This window comes from Streptomyces sp. NPDC059900 (assembly GCF_050270335.1).
Classification (GTDB): Bacteria; Actinomycetota; Actinomycetes; order Streptomycetales; family Streptomycetaceae; genus Streptomyces.
Genome location: NZ_JBNNJZ010000184.1, coordinates 1 through 14,285, shown reverse-complemented (window position 1 = coordinate 14,285; position 14,285 = coordinate 1). Strand labels below are relative to the sequence as shown.

15 protein-coding genes are annotated in these 14,285 nt (G+C 70.7%); 6 read left to right on the top strand and 9 right to left on the bottom strand.

The features are described from left to right. Both ACQKIP_RS23155 and ACQKIP_RS23150 read right to left on the bottom strand, forming a co-directional pair. The coding region (locus tag ACQKIP_RS23155; protein WP_427743950.1) for an LLM class flavin-dependent oxidoreductase at positions 1 to 471 on the bottom strand (471 nt) is incomplete at its 3' end. Positions 472 to 660: 189 nt separating this feature from the next. Beyond that, complete coding sequence (locus ACQKIP_RS23150; protein WP_365862535.1) at positions 661 to 1,857, bottom strand: S1 family peptidase; 1,197 nt, start codon at positions 1,855 to 1,857, stop codon at positions 661 to 663. A 588-nt stretch (positions 1,858 to 2,445) separates the two neighbouring features. On the opposite strand from ACQKIP_RS23150, the gene ACQKIP_RS23145 reads away from it, so the two are divergent. Continuing rightward, positions 2,446 to 3,417, top strand: coding sequence for a hypothetical protein (locus tag ACQKIP_RS23145; RefSeq protein WP_365862533.1), 972 nt, complete (start codon positions 2,446 to 2,448; stop codon positions 3,415 to 3,417). 72 nt (positions 3,418 to 3,489) lie between these two features. Here the strand turns inward: ACQKIP_RS23145 and ACQKIP_RS23140 are convergent, their stop codons facing one another. Together ACQKIP_RS23140 and ACQKIP_RS23135 are read right to left on the bottom strand one after the other, a co-directional pair. Beyond that, positions 3,490 to 4,038 (bottom strand): tellurite resistance TerB family protein, encoded by a 549-nt coding sequence (locus tag ACQKIP_RS23140; protein ID WP_365862531.1) that lies wholly within the window; start codon positions 4,036 to 4,038, stop codon positions 3,490 to 3,492. A gap of 99 nt (positions 4,039 to 4,137) precedes the next feature. Further along, entirely contained in the window at positions 4,138 to 4,554 is a 417-nt protein-coding gene (locus ACQKIP_RS23135) for a hypothetical protein (RefSeq protein ID WP_365862530.1), read from the bottom strand. 131 nt (positions 4,555 to 4,685) lie between these two features. Between ACQKIP_RS23135 and ACQKIP_RS23130 the strand changes: the two genes are divergently transcribed. Beyond that, positions 4,686 to 5,321, top strand: a complete 636-nt coding sequence (locus ACQKIP_RS23130; RefSeq protein WP_365862529.1) for a glyoxalase — start codon at positions 4,686 to 4,688, stop codon at positions 5,319 to 5,321. Positions 5,322 to 5,337: 16 nt separating this feature from the next. On the opposite strand, the gene ACQKIP_RS23125 is transcribed toward ACQKIP_RS23130, so the two are convergent. After that, complete coding sequence (locus tag ACQKIP_RS23125) at positions 5,338 to 6,066, bottom strand: DsbA family protein (protein WP_365862527.1); 729 nt, start codon at positions 6,064 to 6,066, stop codon at positions 5,338 to 5,340. A gap of 125 nt (positions 6,067 to 6,191) precedes the next feature. On the opposite strand from ACQKIP_RS23125, the gene ACQKIP_RS23120 reads away from it, so the two are divergent. Then, on the top strand, positions 6,192 to 6,539 hold the full coding sequence (locus ACQKIP_RS23120; RefSeq protein WP_365862526.1) for a VOC family protein: 348 nt from the start codon (positions 6,192 to 6,194) through the stop codon (positions 6,537 to 6,539). Between the two features lie 31 nt (positions 6,540 to 6,570). Here ACQKIP_RS23120 and ACQKIP_RS23115 read toward each other — a convergent pair whose 3' ends face one another. After that, the gene (locus tag ACQKIP_RS23115) at positions 6,571 to 7,743 is read right to left on the bottom strand and encodes an acyl-CoA dehydrogenase family protein (RefSeq protein ID WP_365862524.1); all 1,173 of its coding nucleotides are present in this window, start codon (positions 7,741 to 7,743) and stop codon (positions 6,571 to 6,573) included. Between the two features lie 169 nt (positions 7,744 to 7,912). Between ACQKIP_RS23115 and ACQKIP_RS23110 the strand changes: the two genes are divergently transcribed. Continuing rightward, on the top strand, positions 7,913 to 9,457 hold the full coding sequence (locus tag ACQKIP_RS23110) for an FAD-dependent monooxygenase (RefSeq protein WP_365862522.1): 1,545 nt from the start codon (positions 7,913 to 7,915) through the stop codon (positions 9,455 to 9,457). Here the strand turns inward: ACQKIP_RS23110 and ACQKIP_RS23105 are convergent. Next, positions 9,450 to 10,631, bottom strand: coding sequence for a hypothetical protein (locus ACQKIP_RS23105; protein ID WP_365862521.1), 1,182 nt, complete (start codon positions 10,629 to 10,631; stop codon positions 9,450 to 9,452). The genes ACQKIP_RS23110 and ACQKIP_RS23105 overlap by 8 nt on opposite strands. Positions 10,632 to 11,308: 677 nt before the next feature. On the opposite strand from ACQKIP_RS23105, the gene ACQKIP_RS23100 reads away from it, so the two are divergent. Both ACQKIP_RS23100 and ACQKIP_RS23095 read left to right on the top strand, forming a co-directional pair. Then, complete coding sequence (locus ACQKIP_RS23100; protein WP_365862519.1) at positions 11,309 to 11,881, top strand: dihydrofolate reductase family protein; 573 nt, start codon at positions 11,309 to 11,311, stop codon at positions 11,879 to 11,881. 45 nt (positions 11,882 to 11,926) lie between these two features. Beyond that, positions 11,927 to 12,448: an AAA family ATPase gene (locus ACQKIP_RS23095; RefSeq protein ID WP_365862517.1), complete on the top strand. Its 522-nt coding sequence runs from the start codon at positions 11,927 to 11,929 to the stop codon at positions 12,446 to 12,448. A 6-nt stretch (positions 12,449 to 12,454) separates the two neighbouring features. Here ACQKIP_RS23095 and ACQKIP_RS23090 read toward each other — a convergent pair whose 3' ends face one another. Together ACQKIP_RS23090 and ACQKIP_RS23085 are read right to left on the bottom strand one after the other, a co-directional pair. Continuing rightward, a complete protein-coding gene (locus tag ACQKIP_RS23090; RefSeq protein WP_365862515.1) occupies positions 12,455 to 14,092 on the bottom strand; it encodes an amino acid ABC transporter substrate-binding protein in 1,638 nt (545 codons plus the stop codon). 4 nt (positions 14,093 to 14,096) lie between these two features. Next, on the bottom strand, positions 14,097 to 14,285 hold a 189-nt coding region (locus ACQKIP_RS23085), incomplete at its 5' end, for a hypothetical protein (RefSeq protein WP_427743944.1).

Sequence of the window (14,285 nt, the reverse complement as noted above, 5' to 3'; positions counted from 1 at the left end):
GTCCAGGAGCGGGCCGTGGTGCTCCAGTTCGTCGCTCGCCCAGGCCTTGCCGATGATCTGGAGCGCTTCTTCGACCTCCTGGGTCGTACGTTCCTTGTCGACGCCGCAGAGTGAGGTCTCCTGGAGCGTGCCGCCGCGACCCGCGCCGAGGTCGAGCCGTCCGCCGGACAGCAGGTCGAGCATGGCGGCGCGCTCGGCGACCCGCGCGGGGTGGTTGAAGCGGAACGGCATGCAGACCACGCCGTGGCCTATGCGGATGGTGCTCGTGCGGGCGGCGACCCAGGTCAGGAAGATCTCCGGGGCGCTCATGTGGGCATACCACTTGAGGGAGTGGTGCTCGACCGCCCAGATGCGGTCGAAGCCCATCTTCTCGGCCAGGACGGCCTGTTCGACGCTGTCACGGATGAGTTGGTGCTCGCGCTCGACGGTGGGGTCGGCGAGCTGTGCTTCGAATATGACGGAGAACTTCACGTGCCCTCCAGGGAGTTGAGCCGCTACGAGTGGACGCCCTTTGTTTCAAACAGTCATATGACTAGTCGTCAGGTCCCGAAACTGCAAGAGCGACAGCACCACTTGGCTCCACGGATCGGCCGCAGCGCACAGCAATCCCCGGGAGGACCGTGACGGCCCTCCCGGGGAAGCGGGATCCTCGGACGCGGGTCAGTTCGTGTTGAGCGACAGGCCGTAGTACCGCAGCGTGTCGTCCAGCGGCTGGAAGTACGAGGAGCCCTGGTCGTTCACCCCGCCGCAAGACTGATTCGTCGGACCGCCCGATGTCATGCCCTGGGCCTGGTTGCCCGCAATGTACGCGCCGCCGCTGTCACCGCCCTCCACGCACACCGTGGACCGGCCGAGGCCGCTGACCACGGTGTCCGGACCGCCGTTGCGATCGGTGTAGGTGACGGACACGTTGTACGCGCCGACCCGTCCGCACGTCCAGCCCGTCGTCGAGCCCGACTTGCACAGGGTCGCGCCGACCGCCGCGCGCTGGCTGCCGCGTACCGCCACGGAGGCGCCGTTGCCCCAGGTGCCGACCGCCGTGGTGATCGAGGAACCCGACTGGATCGTCGCCAGGCCCATGTCCACGCTGTTCCGGCCGAGCGCGAAGCGCGTCGTGGAGCCGGTCGCGAACTTCGAGCCGTTGAAGTAGAGGCCCGGATTGCCGACAACGCAGTGGCCCGCCGTGACGAGGTACTGCCGGCCCGCGGCGTTGCGTGCGCCGAAGCCGACCGAACACCACGAACCGGCCTGGTTGTTGATGTTCATCCGGCTGCCCGGGGCGACGGCCGCCTTTGCCTCCAGCTCCTGCCCGCCCTTGACCACCCGGACGGCGTCGCCGAACTCGCGGGCCTCCTTGAGGAAGGCGCGCGCCGCCGGGGTGGTGGCGTCGGTCACGGTGACCTTGACCGTGTCGGAGGCCAGGTCCGCCTCCCAGGAGGCCACGCCGCTGGGGACTCGCTCGGCCGCCGCGGCGTCGAGTGCGGAGGTGACGTGCGTCAGCTCCGCCTCTCCTCTGCCCGGTATGCGGGCGGTCAGGCCGGTGGCCTTCACCCGCGCCGCCGCTCGGGCTGCGCCGACGTTCACCGTCAGTTCGCCCTTCGCGTCGAAGAACGCGCCGTCCGTCCGGACACCGTCCCGGTGCAGCCGGTCCAGTCTCCGCTGCTGGTCCGCCTGTTCGTCGAGACGCCGTACGGCGGCGCTCTCGCTCACACCGAGCGTGTCCGCCAGGGCCTCGATCATCTGCGGCTCGTAGCGCGGGGCGGGGGTCGCGTCGGCGTGCGCGCCGGTGACACCCGTCGTGGCCACCAGGGCTCCGGCTGCCGCGGCAGCAAGGAGGTAATGCCGGACATGCGTCATGGGAATGCCTTCCAAGAGTAAGTGGGGGGTGGCATATGGACGTTCGGTGCACCGGGGTGGGGTCAATTGATGCACCGAACATCCATCGGCGCCGTACGCGGGATTTCCCGGACCGCGCCGTTGGGCGAAACCTTCCCGTCACTTCTGGTGGCCGCACAAGGCATGGCGAGGCACCAGCCCTTAAGGCGAAAGGGGTAAACACTTAATGCGCGCCCGCGGGTGCGGAGCGCGGGAGAGAACCCCCTACGCGCGCACAGCGGGGCGCCCGGAGAAAGGAGTTGGCTGCGTCTGAGCTGCCCGGCGGCAGCGCCCGTACGGCACCTTCCGACGGAAGCCGTCGGTTGCCCGCCGATCGCCCCGAAGCCGATACGTGACACGGAAACAGCGTTCATGACATGGAAGCAGCGTTACGGATATTGACGTACGCAGTCCGGCGGGGTTTGGTAGGCGAGGCGTCAGGCCGGGAATTCTTTTGTCGGTCGCCAGGGTCCGGCCATGTCCAGCAGTGACGCACAACGGTATTCACCGGGCAGTTGCACCTGCTCCGTGAGTGCGGCTCGTCATCTGTCATGCCGGGAGGCGAAATTCGTGACGGTCTCATCCGGGCTGACGTCGGACAACTCGGAATCCGGTACGGCGGCGGCCTGTTCGACGGTTCCTCCCGCTCCGTTCGCCGTGGCCCTGCGTGAAGCGGTGCGCCGCCGCGGGCTCCCTCTCGACCGGATATGCGAGCGGCTCAACGCTCGGGGTATCCGGCTCACACCCGCGACCCTCAGCTACTGGCAGCGCGACCGCACCCGCCCCGAGCGCTCGGACTCACTGCGCGCGGTGGTCGCGCTGGAGAGCATCCTCGACCTGGCGCCCGGAGAACTGTCCGGGCTGCTGCGGTCCCAACGTCCGCGTGGACGCCGTCCGGCCGTACGCGTCGACGAGCACACGACCCGCCGCCTCTACGGTCGCGCGTCCCGGCAGGAACAGGCGCTCGGCGACGCCTTCCCGCGCTTCAACCAAGGACTCGCCATTCTCCTCACCCGCGAGGTCCTGCATCTGGACCGGCGGGGCTGCGTCAGCCGGCTGACCATCAACCACTTGGTGCGCGCCGTCTGTGACGGGGCCGAGCGGCTGATCAACCTGCACTTCCTGGATGATCCCGACGCAGGACCGCCCGAGGCGACCGTCCACTGCGGACAACTGGAATCGATGCGGCAGGACGCGGTCTCGGGCGGACTGATGCTCCAGATCGGCTTCGGCCGTCCGCTGTCGTTCGGCGAGACCACGACCGTCGACTACGAGATCCGCACCGCGCCGCAGGGCCACCCGACGACGCTGCACGAGCGGGGCATACGCGGCAACCAGGACGCGTATCTCCTCCAGGTGCACTTCCCCGACGAGCGGCCACCGGCGATCTGCCACTCCTACTACCGGGAGAACGCCGCCGCACAGCAGCGCAAAGTACGCCCTCTGACCGTGAACTCCTCCGGCGCGGCCCATCTGTACGCGGCGCAGTGCCGGCAGGGCATCTACGGCATGAGCTGGCAGTGGCCCGACGAGGACTCCTAGGCCGCTCCCGGGCCGGGGCCCGCACCGCGCGGGTGCGGGCCCCGGATCACGCACCGGTGTGCGCCCCGTGGATCAGAGGCCGAACTCCTGCGGCGACACGCCGAGCGTCGCGCACGCCTCGCGCAGGACCTGCTCCTCGGCCGGGGCGATGTACCCGTCCGCGCCGGCGACGACGAAGCCGGTCTGGACGACCGCCTTGGCCTCCATCGGCTTCTTCGCCGCCTTGGCGATCTCCTGCATGGCCTCGGCCTTGCCCTGCTGGAAGTTGAACGTCAGCTGGTCGGCGTGCTTGTTGAAGCGCGTGCGGAGCTGCTCGGGCGGGAAGTTCTTCAGGACGTCGTTCTGCAGGATCAGCGACTCCACGTGCTGCCGCTCGGCCGGGTCGACGGAGCCGTCCGCCGCCGCGACCAGGGCGCACATGGCCATGCTGGCGTCTCGGTAGGCACCGCTCTTGAGCTCCGTCTTGAGTGAGGCGAGCTGGGACTTGAGCACGCCCACGAGCTGGGCCTTCGACCCCCCTCCGGATCCTGACCCCGGCCTTCCGTGACCGCCGGAGCCCCGCGACCCCTGAGACTGCTGGAGCCCCTTGGCCTGGTCCTTGATCCGGTCCCACATCGCCATCCGTGCCACCTCGGCTACCTGTTCGCTCCGTATGCGCGCACTCCGCACGTCACCCAGCCAACGCCTCCCCGGTCCGCGAAGTTCCTCGACCCAGCGCTGTCATCGGGACACAGGGCGTAGGCGCCGGGCCAACAGACCGCGCAGGCGCGCGGAGGCCCCGCGAAGATCCCCGAGCGGCGTCACCTCATCCGCCTCGATTTCCTCGCGCGCTGCCAGAGCAAGCACGACGGCGTAGGGCCGCTCCCCCGCGGCGAGCTTCGCCGCCGTGGCGTCGAGCACGGCCTTCAGCACGGTGCGGTCGGCGCGGGGATGCCCGGCCAGCAGGCGCAGCAGCCTGTTGTCGTTCCAGGAGCTGTCACGGGCCGCGCTCAGCTCAAGGAGCGCCGCGGGCGGGGTGTGCGGATTGGCCGCCAGGGCCTGCCACACGAAGGGGTAGGGGCAGCGCGCCAGTTGCCGGAGAGCGGAGCTGTCCGTCTCGGTACGCGCTCGTTCGAGGTAGTCGGCCGGTGAACGCATGCGGCAGGACTCCTCGGGTTGGTCGGAGCCGACATCATGGCACCGCGCCGGGAAGCGGGGGATCGCCGGGCCGCCGGACCGATCAGGAATGGAGAAGCAGCGGCAGTACCGCACTGCCTAGCGTGACGGGCATGGCAATCATCGAATCCGTCACCCTCGACGTGGCCGACCCCGCGGCCGCTCTTCGCTTCTACACCACGGCCTTCGGCCTGGACTCGCAGATACGTCTGCGCGCCTCCGAGGAGCCCACTACCGGCTTCCGCGGGTTCACGCTCGCCCTCACGGTGTCCCGGCCCGCCGACGTCAACAGCCTCATCGACGCCGCCCTCGCCGAGGGCGCCACCTCGCTGAAGCCCGCCGCGAAGTCCCTCTGGGGATACGGCGGTGTCGTACAGGCGCCGGACGGCACGATCTGGAAGGTGGCGACCTCGGCGAAGAAGGACATCGGCCCTGCCACCCGGCTGATCGACGAGATGGTGCTCCTCCTGGGCGTCGCCGACATGGCCGCGAGCAAGCAGTTCTACGTCGGTCAGGGCCTCTGTGTGGCGAAGAGCTTCGGCCGCATGTACTGCGAGTTCGAAAGCGGTACGAGCCCCTTCAAGCTGGCGTTGTACCGCCGCCGCGCCCTCGCCAAGGACCTGGGCCTGTCGCCCGACGGCACGGGATCCCACCGGCTCATGATCGGCGGCGACGCCGGAACCTTCACGGACCCGGACGGCTTCGCGTGGGAGGCCGCGGCACCGGCCTGCCCGACCCCCTCCGGGTGAGGGCGCGGCACGCCCGTCACAGGGTGAGGAGCAGGCCGAACATCTCCCGGTCGAAGAGCGAGCCGTACAGGTCACCCGTGACCCGGGTGCCGTTGATGGCGACCGTGGGGGTGCCGGGGCCGCGGGGATCGTCTCCGCCTGCTGCCTCGTAGGTCTTCTCCGATGCGGTGACGAAGTTTTCATACTTCATCGTCGCCACGGCGGAGTCGAAGGCCTTGCCGCGCAGCCCCTTGACTTCGCCGGCCAGCTTCAGCAGGGAGGCCGTGGTGTAGCCGCCCGCGAGTTCGTGCTCGGTCATGTTCTCGAAGAGCACGGCGTGGTACTCGGCGAACTTGCCCTCGTCGAGCGCCGCACGAAGGGCGTTGACCGCCCTCTTCGATCCGTCGCCGCCCACACGGTCGTCCCTGAAGGACGCGAGGGTGTACTCGGTCCTGGCCTCGCGGCGCAGCGTCATCGCACGCAGCGCGGGAGCGCCCGTCGCCTCGAATTCCTCTACGACCGGGCAGCGCGGGTCCTCGTAGAGCCGGACCGTGGTCGCCGCGGCCGGATCCCCCACCACGATCGTCGTGCCATCCGCGGCCAGCTTCTCCGGGAGCTCCCCGACGCCCGCGTAGGGCGCCGGGCGCGGTCTGGCCGCCCCCTTGTCGTCCTCGTCCCCGGACTGCGCCTGTGGTGCGCATCCCGCGACCATCAGCACGGCGATCGCGGCCACGGCCGTGGCGGCCGGCCCTCGTGCATTCCTCATCTGCGGATCCCCTCCCCTTGATTCCCCCGGATCGCGCAGACTCTAAGCCCCCAGGATCACGCATCGCACCGCGTTTCCGGGCAAGATCAGAAATACGTGCGTCCGAACACCGACAGGAGCCGCCCATGTCCGTCCGCCGCGCCATGCCCGATATCCAGACGGAGTCCATGGAGCAGAGCCGGGACTTCTACGGTCTTCTGGGGTTCGAGGAGGTCATGAACCTGGGATGGGTCATGACGCTCGGTTCTCCCTCCAACCCCACGGCACAGGTCACCTTCATGAGCCGCGACGCGACCGCGCCCGTCGTGCCCGACATGAGTGTGGAGGTGGAGGACGTGGACGAGGTCTACGCGGCGGTGCGCGAGAGCGGCGCGGAGATCGTGCATCCCTTGCAGGACGAGGAGTGGGGCGTGCGGCGGTTCTTCGTACGGGATCCCAATGGCCGGGTCGTCAATGTGGTGAGCCATCAGTGACGTGGTGAGCCATCAGTGATCGCGGGCACCGTCACGCGTCCAGGCCTCCCCGCTCGACCAACTGCCGCGCGATGACATTGCGCTGGATCTCGTTCGTGCCCTCGCCGACGATCATCAGCGGGGCGTCGCGGAAGTAGCGCTCCACGTCGAACTCGGTCGAGTAGCCGTAACCGCCGTGGATGCGCACGGCGTTGAGGGCGATCTGCATGGCGGTCTCGGAGGCGAAGAGTTTGGCCATGCCCGCCTCCATGTCCACCCGGCGGCCCGCCTCCGCCTCCCTGGCCGCGTGCAGGGTGAGCTGGCGGGCGGCGGTCAGTGAAGTGGCCATGTCCGCGAGGTAGTTGCCGATCGACTGGTGCTTCCAGATCGGCTCGCCGAAGGCCTCGCGCTGCCGGGCGTAGGCGAGGGAGTCCTCGAACGCGGCACGGCCGACGCCGAGTGCGCGCGCCGCCACCTGGAGCCGCCCGGTCTCCAGGCCCTTCATCATCTGCGCGAAGCCCTTGCCCTCCGCCCCGCCGAGGACGGCGTCGGACGGCGCCCGGTAGCCGTCGAACGACAGCTCGCAGCTCTCCACGCCCTTGTAGCCGAGCTTGGGCAGATCGCGGGAGACGGTCAGGCCGGGGCCGTGCTCGACCAGCAGGATCGACATGCCCCGGTGGGCGGGCACGGCGGCCGGGTCGGTCTTGCACAGCAGGGCGATCAGGCCGGACCGGCGGGAGTTGGTGATCCACGTCTTCGCCCCGTCGACGACATACCCCTCCCCGTCCGCGGCCCTGCGCGCGGTCGTCCGCATGGCCTGGAGGTCCGAGCCGCCGCCCGGCTCGGTGAGCGCCATGGTCGCCCGGACCTCACCGGTGGCAAGGCCCGGCAGCCAGCGGCGCCGCTGCTCCCGCGTACCGAAGCGGAGCAGCAGCTTGGCGACCACGGTGTGGCCGCCCATCGCACCGGCCAGGCTCATCCAGCCGCGCGCGAGCTCCTCGGTGACCAGGACGTAGCAGGGCATGGAGACCGGTGTGCCGCCGTACTCCGCGGGGACGGCGAGACCGAAGACGCCCAGCCGCTTCATCTGCTCGATCAGGGCTTCGGGATAGGTGTCGGAGTGCTCCAACCCCCGGACGACCGGCTTCACCTGCCGGTCGACGAAGTCCCGCACCGTACGGACGACGAGCTGCTCGTCCTCGGACAGGATGTCGGGAGTGCTCATGCGGTGACGCCCCTCGTCGAACACCCGCCGCGGCCGGACACGACAAAGGCAAGGAGTGTTCGAACTCCTTGCCACCATCAAGATATAGCTCATGGGGGGCCTTGCCACAAGGCCCGGGCTCTGCCGCAGAATCATCGCCCTCAGCCCGGAACCCAGCGAAATGAGAACAATGTTTGATGTGATCGTGGTCGGCGGCGGACCCACCGGCCTGATGCTCGCGAGCGAGCTGCGGCTCCAGGGCGTGCACGTGGTCGTCCTGGAAAAGCTGGCGGAGCCGACCGCGCAGTCCCGCGGGCAGGGCCTGCACGTGCGCAGCGTCGAGGTGATGGACCAGCGCGGCCTGCTCGGCCGCTTCCTCGCGGCCAACGAGAAGTTCCGGGTGGGCGGGTTCTTCGGCGGCATGATGAAGCCGTGGCCCGACAGCCTGGACACGGCCCACCCGTACGGCATCGCAGCCCCGCAGCCGGTCACCGAGCGACTGCTCCAGGAGCGCGCCGTGGAGCTCGGCACCGAGATCCGGCGCGGCTGCGAAGTGGTCGGCCTGAGCCAGGACGACGGGGAAGGAGCGTATGGCGGGGAGACCGCGGACGGCGGGGAGGGCCCGGACGGCGGCGCGGTGACCGTCGAGCTCGCGGACGGCACACGGCTGCGCTCCCGCTACGTCGTGGGGTGCGACGGCGGCCGCAGCACCGTGCGCAAGCTGCTCGGCATCGCGTTCCCCGGCCAGGCCGCCACGGTCGAGACGCTGCTCGGCGAGATGGAGACCACCGAGGACCCCGCGACGGTGGCCGCCGTCGTCGAGGAGGTCCGCAGGACCCACCTGCGGTTCGGCGTCTCCGCGCCCGGCGACGACGGCGTCTGCCGCGTCGTCGTGCCCGCCGACGGGGTGGCCGAGGACCGGGCGGCCGAGCCGACCCTCGACGACTTCAGGCAGCAGCTGCGGGCCCACGCGGGCACCGACTTCGGCGTGCACTCGCCGCGCTGGCTCTCCCGGTTCGGCGACGCGTCGCGCCAGGCCGAGCGCTACCGCGCCGGCCGGGTGTTCCTGGCGGGCGACGCGGCGCACATCCACCCGCCGACCGGCGGCCAGGGGCTCAACCTGGGCGTGCAGGACGCGTTCAACCTCGGCTGGAAGCTGGCCGCGGCCGTCAACGGCTGGGCACCGGAAGGGCTCCTGGACACCTACCACGCCGAACGGCACCCGGTGGGCGCCCGCGTCATCGACAACACCCGCGCGCAGATCACGCTGCTCGGCGACGATCCGGGGGCGGTCGCGCTGCGCGAGCTGTTCTCCAGGCTGATGGACTTCGAGGAGGTGAACCGGTACGTGACCGGGATGATCACCGCGGTCGACGTCCGCTACGACTTCGGCGAGGACGGGGACGGGGACAAAAGCGGCGACGGGAGTGGCGCCCACGCGCTGCTCGGCCGCCGGATGCGGGACGTGCAGCTGAAGCAGGGCCGTCTCTACGGGCTGATGCACGAGGGCCGCGGGCTGCTGCTCGACCGGACCGGCGGGCTCTCGGTCGCCGGGTGGGCCGACCGCGTCGACCACGTCGTGGACGTGAGCGACGAACTGGCCGAACTGGACGCGCCTGCCGTGCTCCTGCGGCCGGACGGCCACGTGGCGTGGGTCGGCGACGACCAGCAGGAGCTGCTCGGCCGGCTGCCGAGGTGGTTCGGCGCACCGGACGGCGCCGGGGGCCTCAGCTGACCTGGGTGTGGAACTGCACGAGGCGCTGCTGGACGAGGTTCACCGTGCCGCGCTGGCGGCCGGGCACCCGGCGGCGCAACGCCACCAGGGCAGGGCCGAGTTCGCGGACCGTGTCCGGGTCGCGTACCTGTTCCCACTGGTGGTGGGCCAGGTCCGCGGCTGCCTCGACGTCGGGGGCGTCGGGGGCCTGGCCCGCCGTGATCCTGGCGGCGACCACCGCGAGCCAGATCTCGCAGCTGCGGACGGGGTCCTTGGCGAAGATGGCCAGGTGCCCGCGGACCTCCATCCAATGCACCACCTCGGGCGACGAACTCCCGTACGTGCGCAGCGCCTCCTGCTCCCAGGCAGCCGCCATGGCCGCGGCCTCGCCGTGCCGCCCCGCCTCCACGGCCTTGGTGATCGCCGCATGCGGGTCGGCCCCGACGGTGCGCGGCGCGGCGGAGGGCGGCATGCCGGGGGCGCTGCCCTGCTGCTGGGCGGGCACCGGCGTACGGTTGTGCGCGCCGCCGGGACCGCCTCCGGGACCGCCGAGGGGGAAGGCGGGATCGGCGCAGAGCACGATGTCCGGTGCGCCCTCCTCCAGTGCTTGGGCGGCGACATGCTGATGCAGGTCGGGCAGCGGCGGCCGGTGCCCGCTGCGCAGGACCGTCGCCAGGGCCTTCATGTACGCGGGCACGGCCACGTCACGTGCACGCCGACCGGACGGCGGGGCGACCCGCCCGTACAGCGCCACGTCCGCCCCCACGTCCAGGGGGCGCTGCGCCAGTTGCTGCCAGCTGTCCGTGTCGGCATGCAGATCGGCGATGACGGTCGTGCTCCCCGGCCGGCGCAGCCGCAGCTCCTGGGCGATCCAGTGCCAGGGGAATGCGGTGTAGCGCACCGTCGCCGCCGTGGTCCGCGCGAGAGCCACATGCTGCATCTGCTGACGGCGGTCGAGGTGCAACTGCCCGACCAGATAGATCGTCAGCGGCCCCGGCGTCATCGCGGCGGCACGCAGCCGGGTGAGCACTGTCTGCGGGTCGAGCGGGTCCGCCAGTTCCACGACGCTCGCTGTCGCGGTACCGGCGAGAACCGCCGGCGACACCGCCGCGAGCACGGGCAGCACGGAAGCCGCATCGACCATACGGGCCTTGCCGACCGGCGCGGCCGCAATCAGCAGCGCGGTCCCTGGCACCGTTCCCTCCCCAACCATCACCAGAGCACCGTATCCGCTGCTCACCCCGATCGCGGCAGCGGGAAGCCGATCAGCGCCGGACGCACCGCCTGCTTCCCGGTGGGATACCGCTTGCTTCCCGGTGGGATGCGGGGCACAACCGCCGGGTGTCGGGGCGCAGAAGGCGGGTAAGGAGGCCGTGCTCCGGCAGTGGACGGCGCTGCCCGGGCCGGCGACCGCCGCCGGATTCGGCGGCGGCGGCCGCGGCGCTCCCGGGCGCAGGCTCCCCCTGGCACACCGGGAGCAGGTGTCCGCACCGGCCGGTGACCGGGGAGCCGCGGGAGTGGCCCCCTGATGTGCCGGCCGGTGGGACGGGCCGGTGTCCGTGCGTCCGCTGCAAGGAGGTACGGACCCGGCGGCCTTCAGTCACCGACATGCGCTCCGCCCGGTGCCGGAGCGCGGGCGGTGCGATCGGACCGTTCCGGGGGCTGGGGGCAGGCCTCGGCGCAAGGGTAGAGCGAGCAGGCGGGGGCGGACAACGTCTTTCCGGACTCCGGGATGAGCATGATCCGCCGCTCGCCGACCGGAAGTCCGCCGATTAGTTTTGGCACGCACGCCGGTCATTGCCCCCGTAGACGCGAGGATGAAGCCGAAAAGGCAAGCGGCGACCAGAGGCCACTCACCCAGGAGATCTTGAGATGCGTACGTTGATCAGCACCGCCTTCGTCTCGCTCGACGGCGTCGTGGAGGCTCCGGGCGGCGAGGCCGGCTACCGGAACGCCGGCTGGACCTTCAAGGACATCGAGTTCCTGCCCGAAGCGTTCGAGATCAAGGGCCGGGAGCAGCAGGAGGCCGCGGCGATGATGATGGGCCGGGTCAGCTACGAGGCGTTCAGCCCGGTCTGGCCCGGCATGGAGGACTTCGCCGAGTACAAGCCGATGCCGAAGTACGTGGTCTCCACCAGCCTCGCCGAGGGCGCCCTGGTGCCGGACTGGGGGCCGACGACGATCCTGCGCTCGCTCGACGAGGTGGCGGAGCTGAAGAAGTCCGAGGGCGGGCCGATCATCGTGCACGGCAGTGCCACCCTGAACCGCAACCTCTCCGACGCCGGTCTGATCGACCGCTACCACCTGCTCGTCTTCCCGCTCCTCCTCGGCGCGGGCAAGCGGCTGTTCAGCGACACGGACAAGGACGCCCAGAAGCTGCGGCTCGTCGAGCACGAGGCGTACGCCAACGGGCTGCAGAAGAACGTCTTCGACGTCGTCCACTGATCCGTTCCGGACGGGCGCGGCGCCCGGGCGGGCTAGCCTGCGGACATGATCGTATGGCTCAACGGCACGCACGGCGCGGGCAAGACGACCACCAGCGCGCTTCTTCAGCAACTCCTTCCGGATTCGCGGGTGTTCGACGCGGAGAAGGTCGGCGAGGCGCTCATGGACATCAAGCCCGCGCTGCCATGGACGGGCAACTTCCAGCACTGGCCGCCCTGGCGCCCGCTCGTCGTGGAGACGGCGCGCCGCGTTCTCGACTACACCGGCGGCACCCTCGTGATGCCCATGACCGTCCTGGTGGAGGAGTACTGGCGCGAGATCAGCGCGGGTCTCGCCCAGTACGCCGTTCCGGTACGGCACTTCGTTCTGCACGCCGACCAGGAAACCCTCCGGGGCCGCATCGAGGGCGACACCGTCATGGGTCCTTCGGAGTTCCGGTTCCAGTACCTGGAGCCCTACGCCGAGGCGGCCCGCACCTGGCTGCACGACGAGGCCGAGGTCGTCGACACCACCCACCTCACGCCCGCCGGGGCGGCCGAGCAGATCGCCCGGGCCGTCACGGGCTGAGGCGGCCTATCCGCTTCGTACGACACAGTCCTCCGGCTGCGGCTTTCCGGTCGGCCAGGCCAGGCCCACGAAGGCCAGGGTCCCCGGGCCCGCCTTCGCGCCGGGCTGGAGCCTGACCACGGCCAGGGGCTTGTCGTACGGGTTGCCCGCCTTGGTGAGGCAGATGCGGCCGCTGGTGCCGTTCACGCGGTTCTTCGACTGCATCGTGGCCCAGCGGTTGCCCACCTGCTCGGCGGTGGGCGCCGCCTCTCCGGTAGGCTTCGCGCCGCGGATCGCCTCGACGGCGGTGCGTACCCCGTCGTGCACCATCATGGTGCGGGAGTCGCCCAGTTGCACGTCGCCGATGTCGCGGCCCGCGGACTTCAGGGCGGCGACCGTGCCCTTCAGTTCCCCGAGGGCGGCCATCGGGTCGCGCAGTGAGGCGGGGGCCTGCGAGGCGGGCGGCTTCTTTCCGGTGCGGTCCTCGGCCTTCTTCTGCCACTGCCGCACCTCGGCGTCCCAGGCATCGGGGTGGGCCGGTGCGGCGTACTGCACGGTCAGGCGCGGTTTGCCGGAGCTGTCCCGGAGTTCGGCCCAGTCCCGGTCGGTCATCCGGTTGTTCAGCGAGGCCGCGTCCGAGCCGGAGACGACGGTGAACTTCCGTTCCGCGCAGGCCTCCTTGGCGAGCCGCTTCAGGAAGAGCCGCAGATGCGTCGAGCGGCCCGCGAAGTAGACCGTGTCCGCGCCCGAGTTGCAGATCGTGTTGACCGTCGGCCGGAACTGGTTGTCGACGTCGCCGGGATCGGCGACCCCGGGGGAGGTGAAGGTCATGTCGTCGGGGCCCGCCGGGCCGTCCTCCGGAAGTCCCTGGAAGGCGCGCGCGAGCGAGCGCACATACGGGTCGGGGCGGGTGTCGCGGACCAGGACGGTCTGCCGGTCCTTGCGGCTGCCGTTGTAGGCGGCAAGGGCCCTGGCCTGCTGCTCGTTGGTGGGGATGATGCGGGCGAGGCCCTTGAAGTCGTACGTGCCGTCCTTGCTCTCCCCGTTGGCCAGCGAGCTCGCCGACGCCCGCGCCACGAGCACCGGCACCTGCTGCTTCGTGAGGCTGCGCACCGCCTGTCTGGTGGCGTCCAGGGAGAGGTTGAACCCGGTCACCGCACGGAGGTTGTCGCTCCCGGAGTGCGCCATCCGCACCAGGTCCGGCACCACCTCGTCCTGCCGGAGGTAGTCCTTGCCGGGGTTGGCGAGCACCAGACGCACCACCGGCTTCCCCGGCTCCCGGTTGGCGATGTACTGGGCCAGGTACGCGCCCTGCAGTTCGCTGAGCAGCTGGCGCCGCTCGGCCTTCGAGTCCGGTTGCAGCGGGAGCATCATGGCCACGGTGACGTGCGGCTTCTTGTCGATGCGGCGGTTCTCCTCGGCTATCCGGGCCGCGACCGGGGCTATCAGGGGCTCCCCGAAGGCATAGCCGGAGCCGTTGACGCCGATGCACTCGCCGCCGGACTCGGTGACGCCTTCGGCGCAGTCGTCCGCCTGCTCGGTGATCCGGGAGACCAGGCCGTAGGCCCCGACGGCGAGGAGGGCGGCGAGAACACACGTGATGATCTTCTTCAGCAGCGTGTTCCACAGGTGCTCGTGCAGCCAGTCCGCGGCGCTCTGGAACATCCCTTCAGCTCCCCTCTCCGATGTGGGCCGTGCAGGAACAGGACTGGAGCGGCTGCCGGTTGCGGGCCCGGCGGTCCCACCGCCCGGCCCGTGCGGTGAGCACGGGCGCGGCCCCGGCGTACTCACGGGCCAGCTCCCGCAGGAGCTGCGCCATCCGGTCCGCCGCGGCGATGTCCGGCGGCCGGGTGCGCTC

Excerpts from the sequence above, each read along its gene's own strand:
- ACQKIP_RS23095 (WP_365862517.1), top strand. The coding sequence starts at position 11,927 with ATGATCGTATGGCTCAACGGCACGCACGGCGCGGGCAAGACGACCACC.
- ACQKIP_RS23125 (WP_365862527.1), bottom strand. The coding sequence starts at position 6,066 with ATGAGGAATGCACGAGGGCCGGCCGCCACGGCCGTGGCCGCGATCGCC.
- ACQKIP_RS23090 (WP_365862515.1), bottom strand. The coding sequence starts at position 14,092 with ATGTTCCAGAGCGCCGCGGACTGGCTGCACGAGCACCTGTGGAACACG.
- ACQKIP_RS23120 (WP_365862526.1), top strand. The coding sequence starts at position 6,192 with ATGTCCGTCCGCCGCGCCATGCCCGATATCCAGACGGAGTCCATGGAG.
- ACQKIP_RS23100 (WP_365862519.1), top strand. The coding sequence starts at position 11,309 with ATGCGTACGTTGATCAGCACCGCCTTCGTCTCGCTCGACGGCGTCGTG.
- ACQKIP_RS23135 (WP_365862530.1), bottom strand. The coding sequence starts at position 4,554 with ATGCGTTCACCGGCCGACTACCTCGAACGAGCGCGTACCGAGACGGAC.
- ACQKIP_RS23110 (WP_365862522.1), top strand. The coding sequence starts at position 7,913 with ATGTTTGATGTGATCGTGGTCGGCGGCGGACCCACCGGCCTGATGCTC.
- ACQKIP_RS23115 (WP_365862524.1), bottom strand. The coding sequence starts at position 7,743 with ATGAGCACTCCCGACATCCTGTCCGAGGACGAGCAGCTCGTCGTCCGT.
- ACQKIP_RS23150 (WP_365862535.1), bottom strand. The coding sequence starts at position 1,857 with ATGACGCATGTCCGGCATTACCTCCTTGCTGCCGCGGCAGCCGGAGCC.
- ACQKIP_RS23140 (WP_365862531.1), bottom strand. The coding sequence starts at position 4,038 with ATGGCGATGTGGGACCGGATCAAGGACCAGGCCAAGGGGCTCCAGCAG.
- ACQKIP_RS23130 (WP_365862529.1), top strand. The coding sequence starts at position 4,686 with ATGGCAATCATCGAATCCGTCACCCTCGACGTGGCCGACCCCGCGGCC.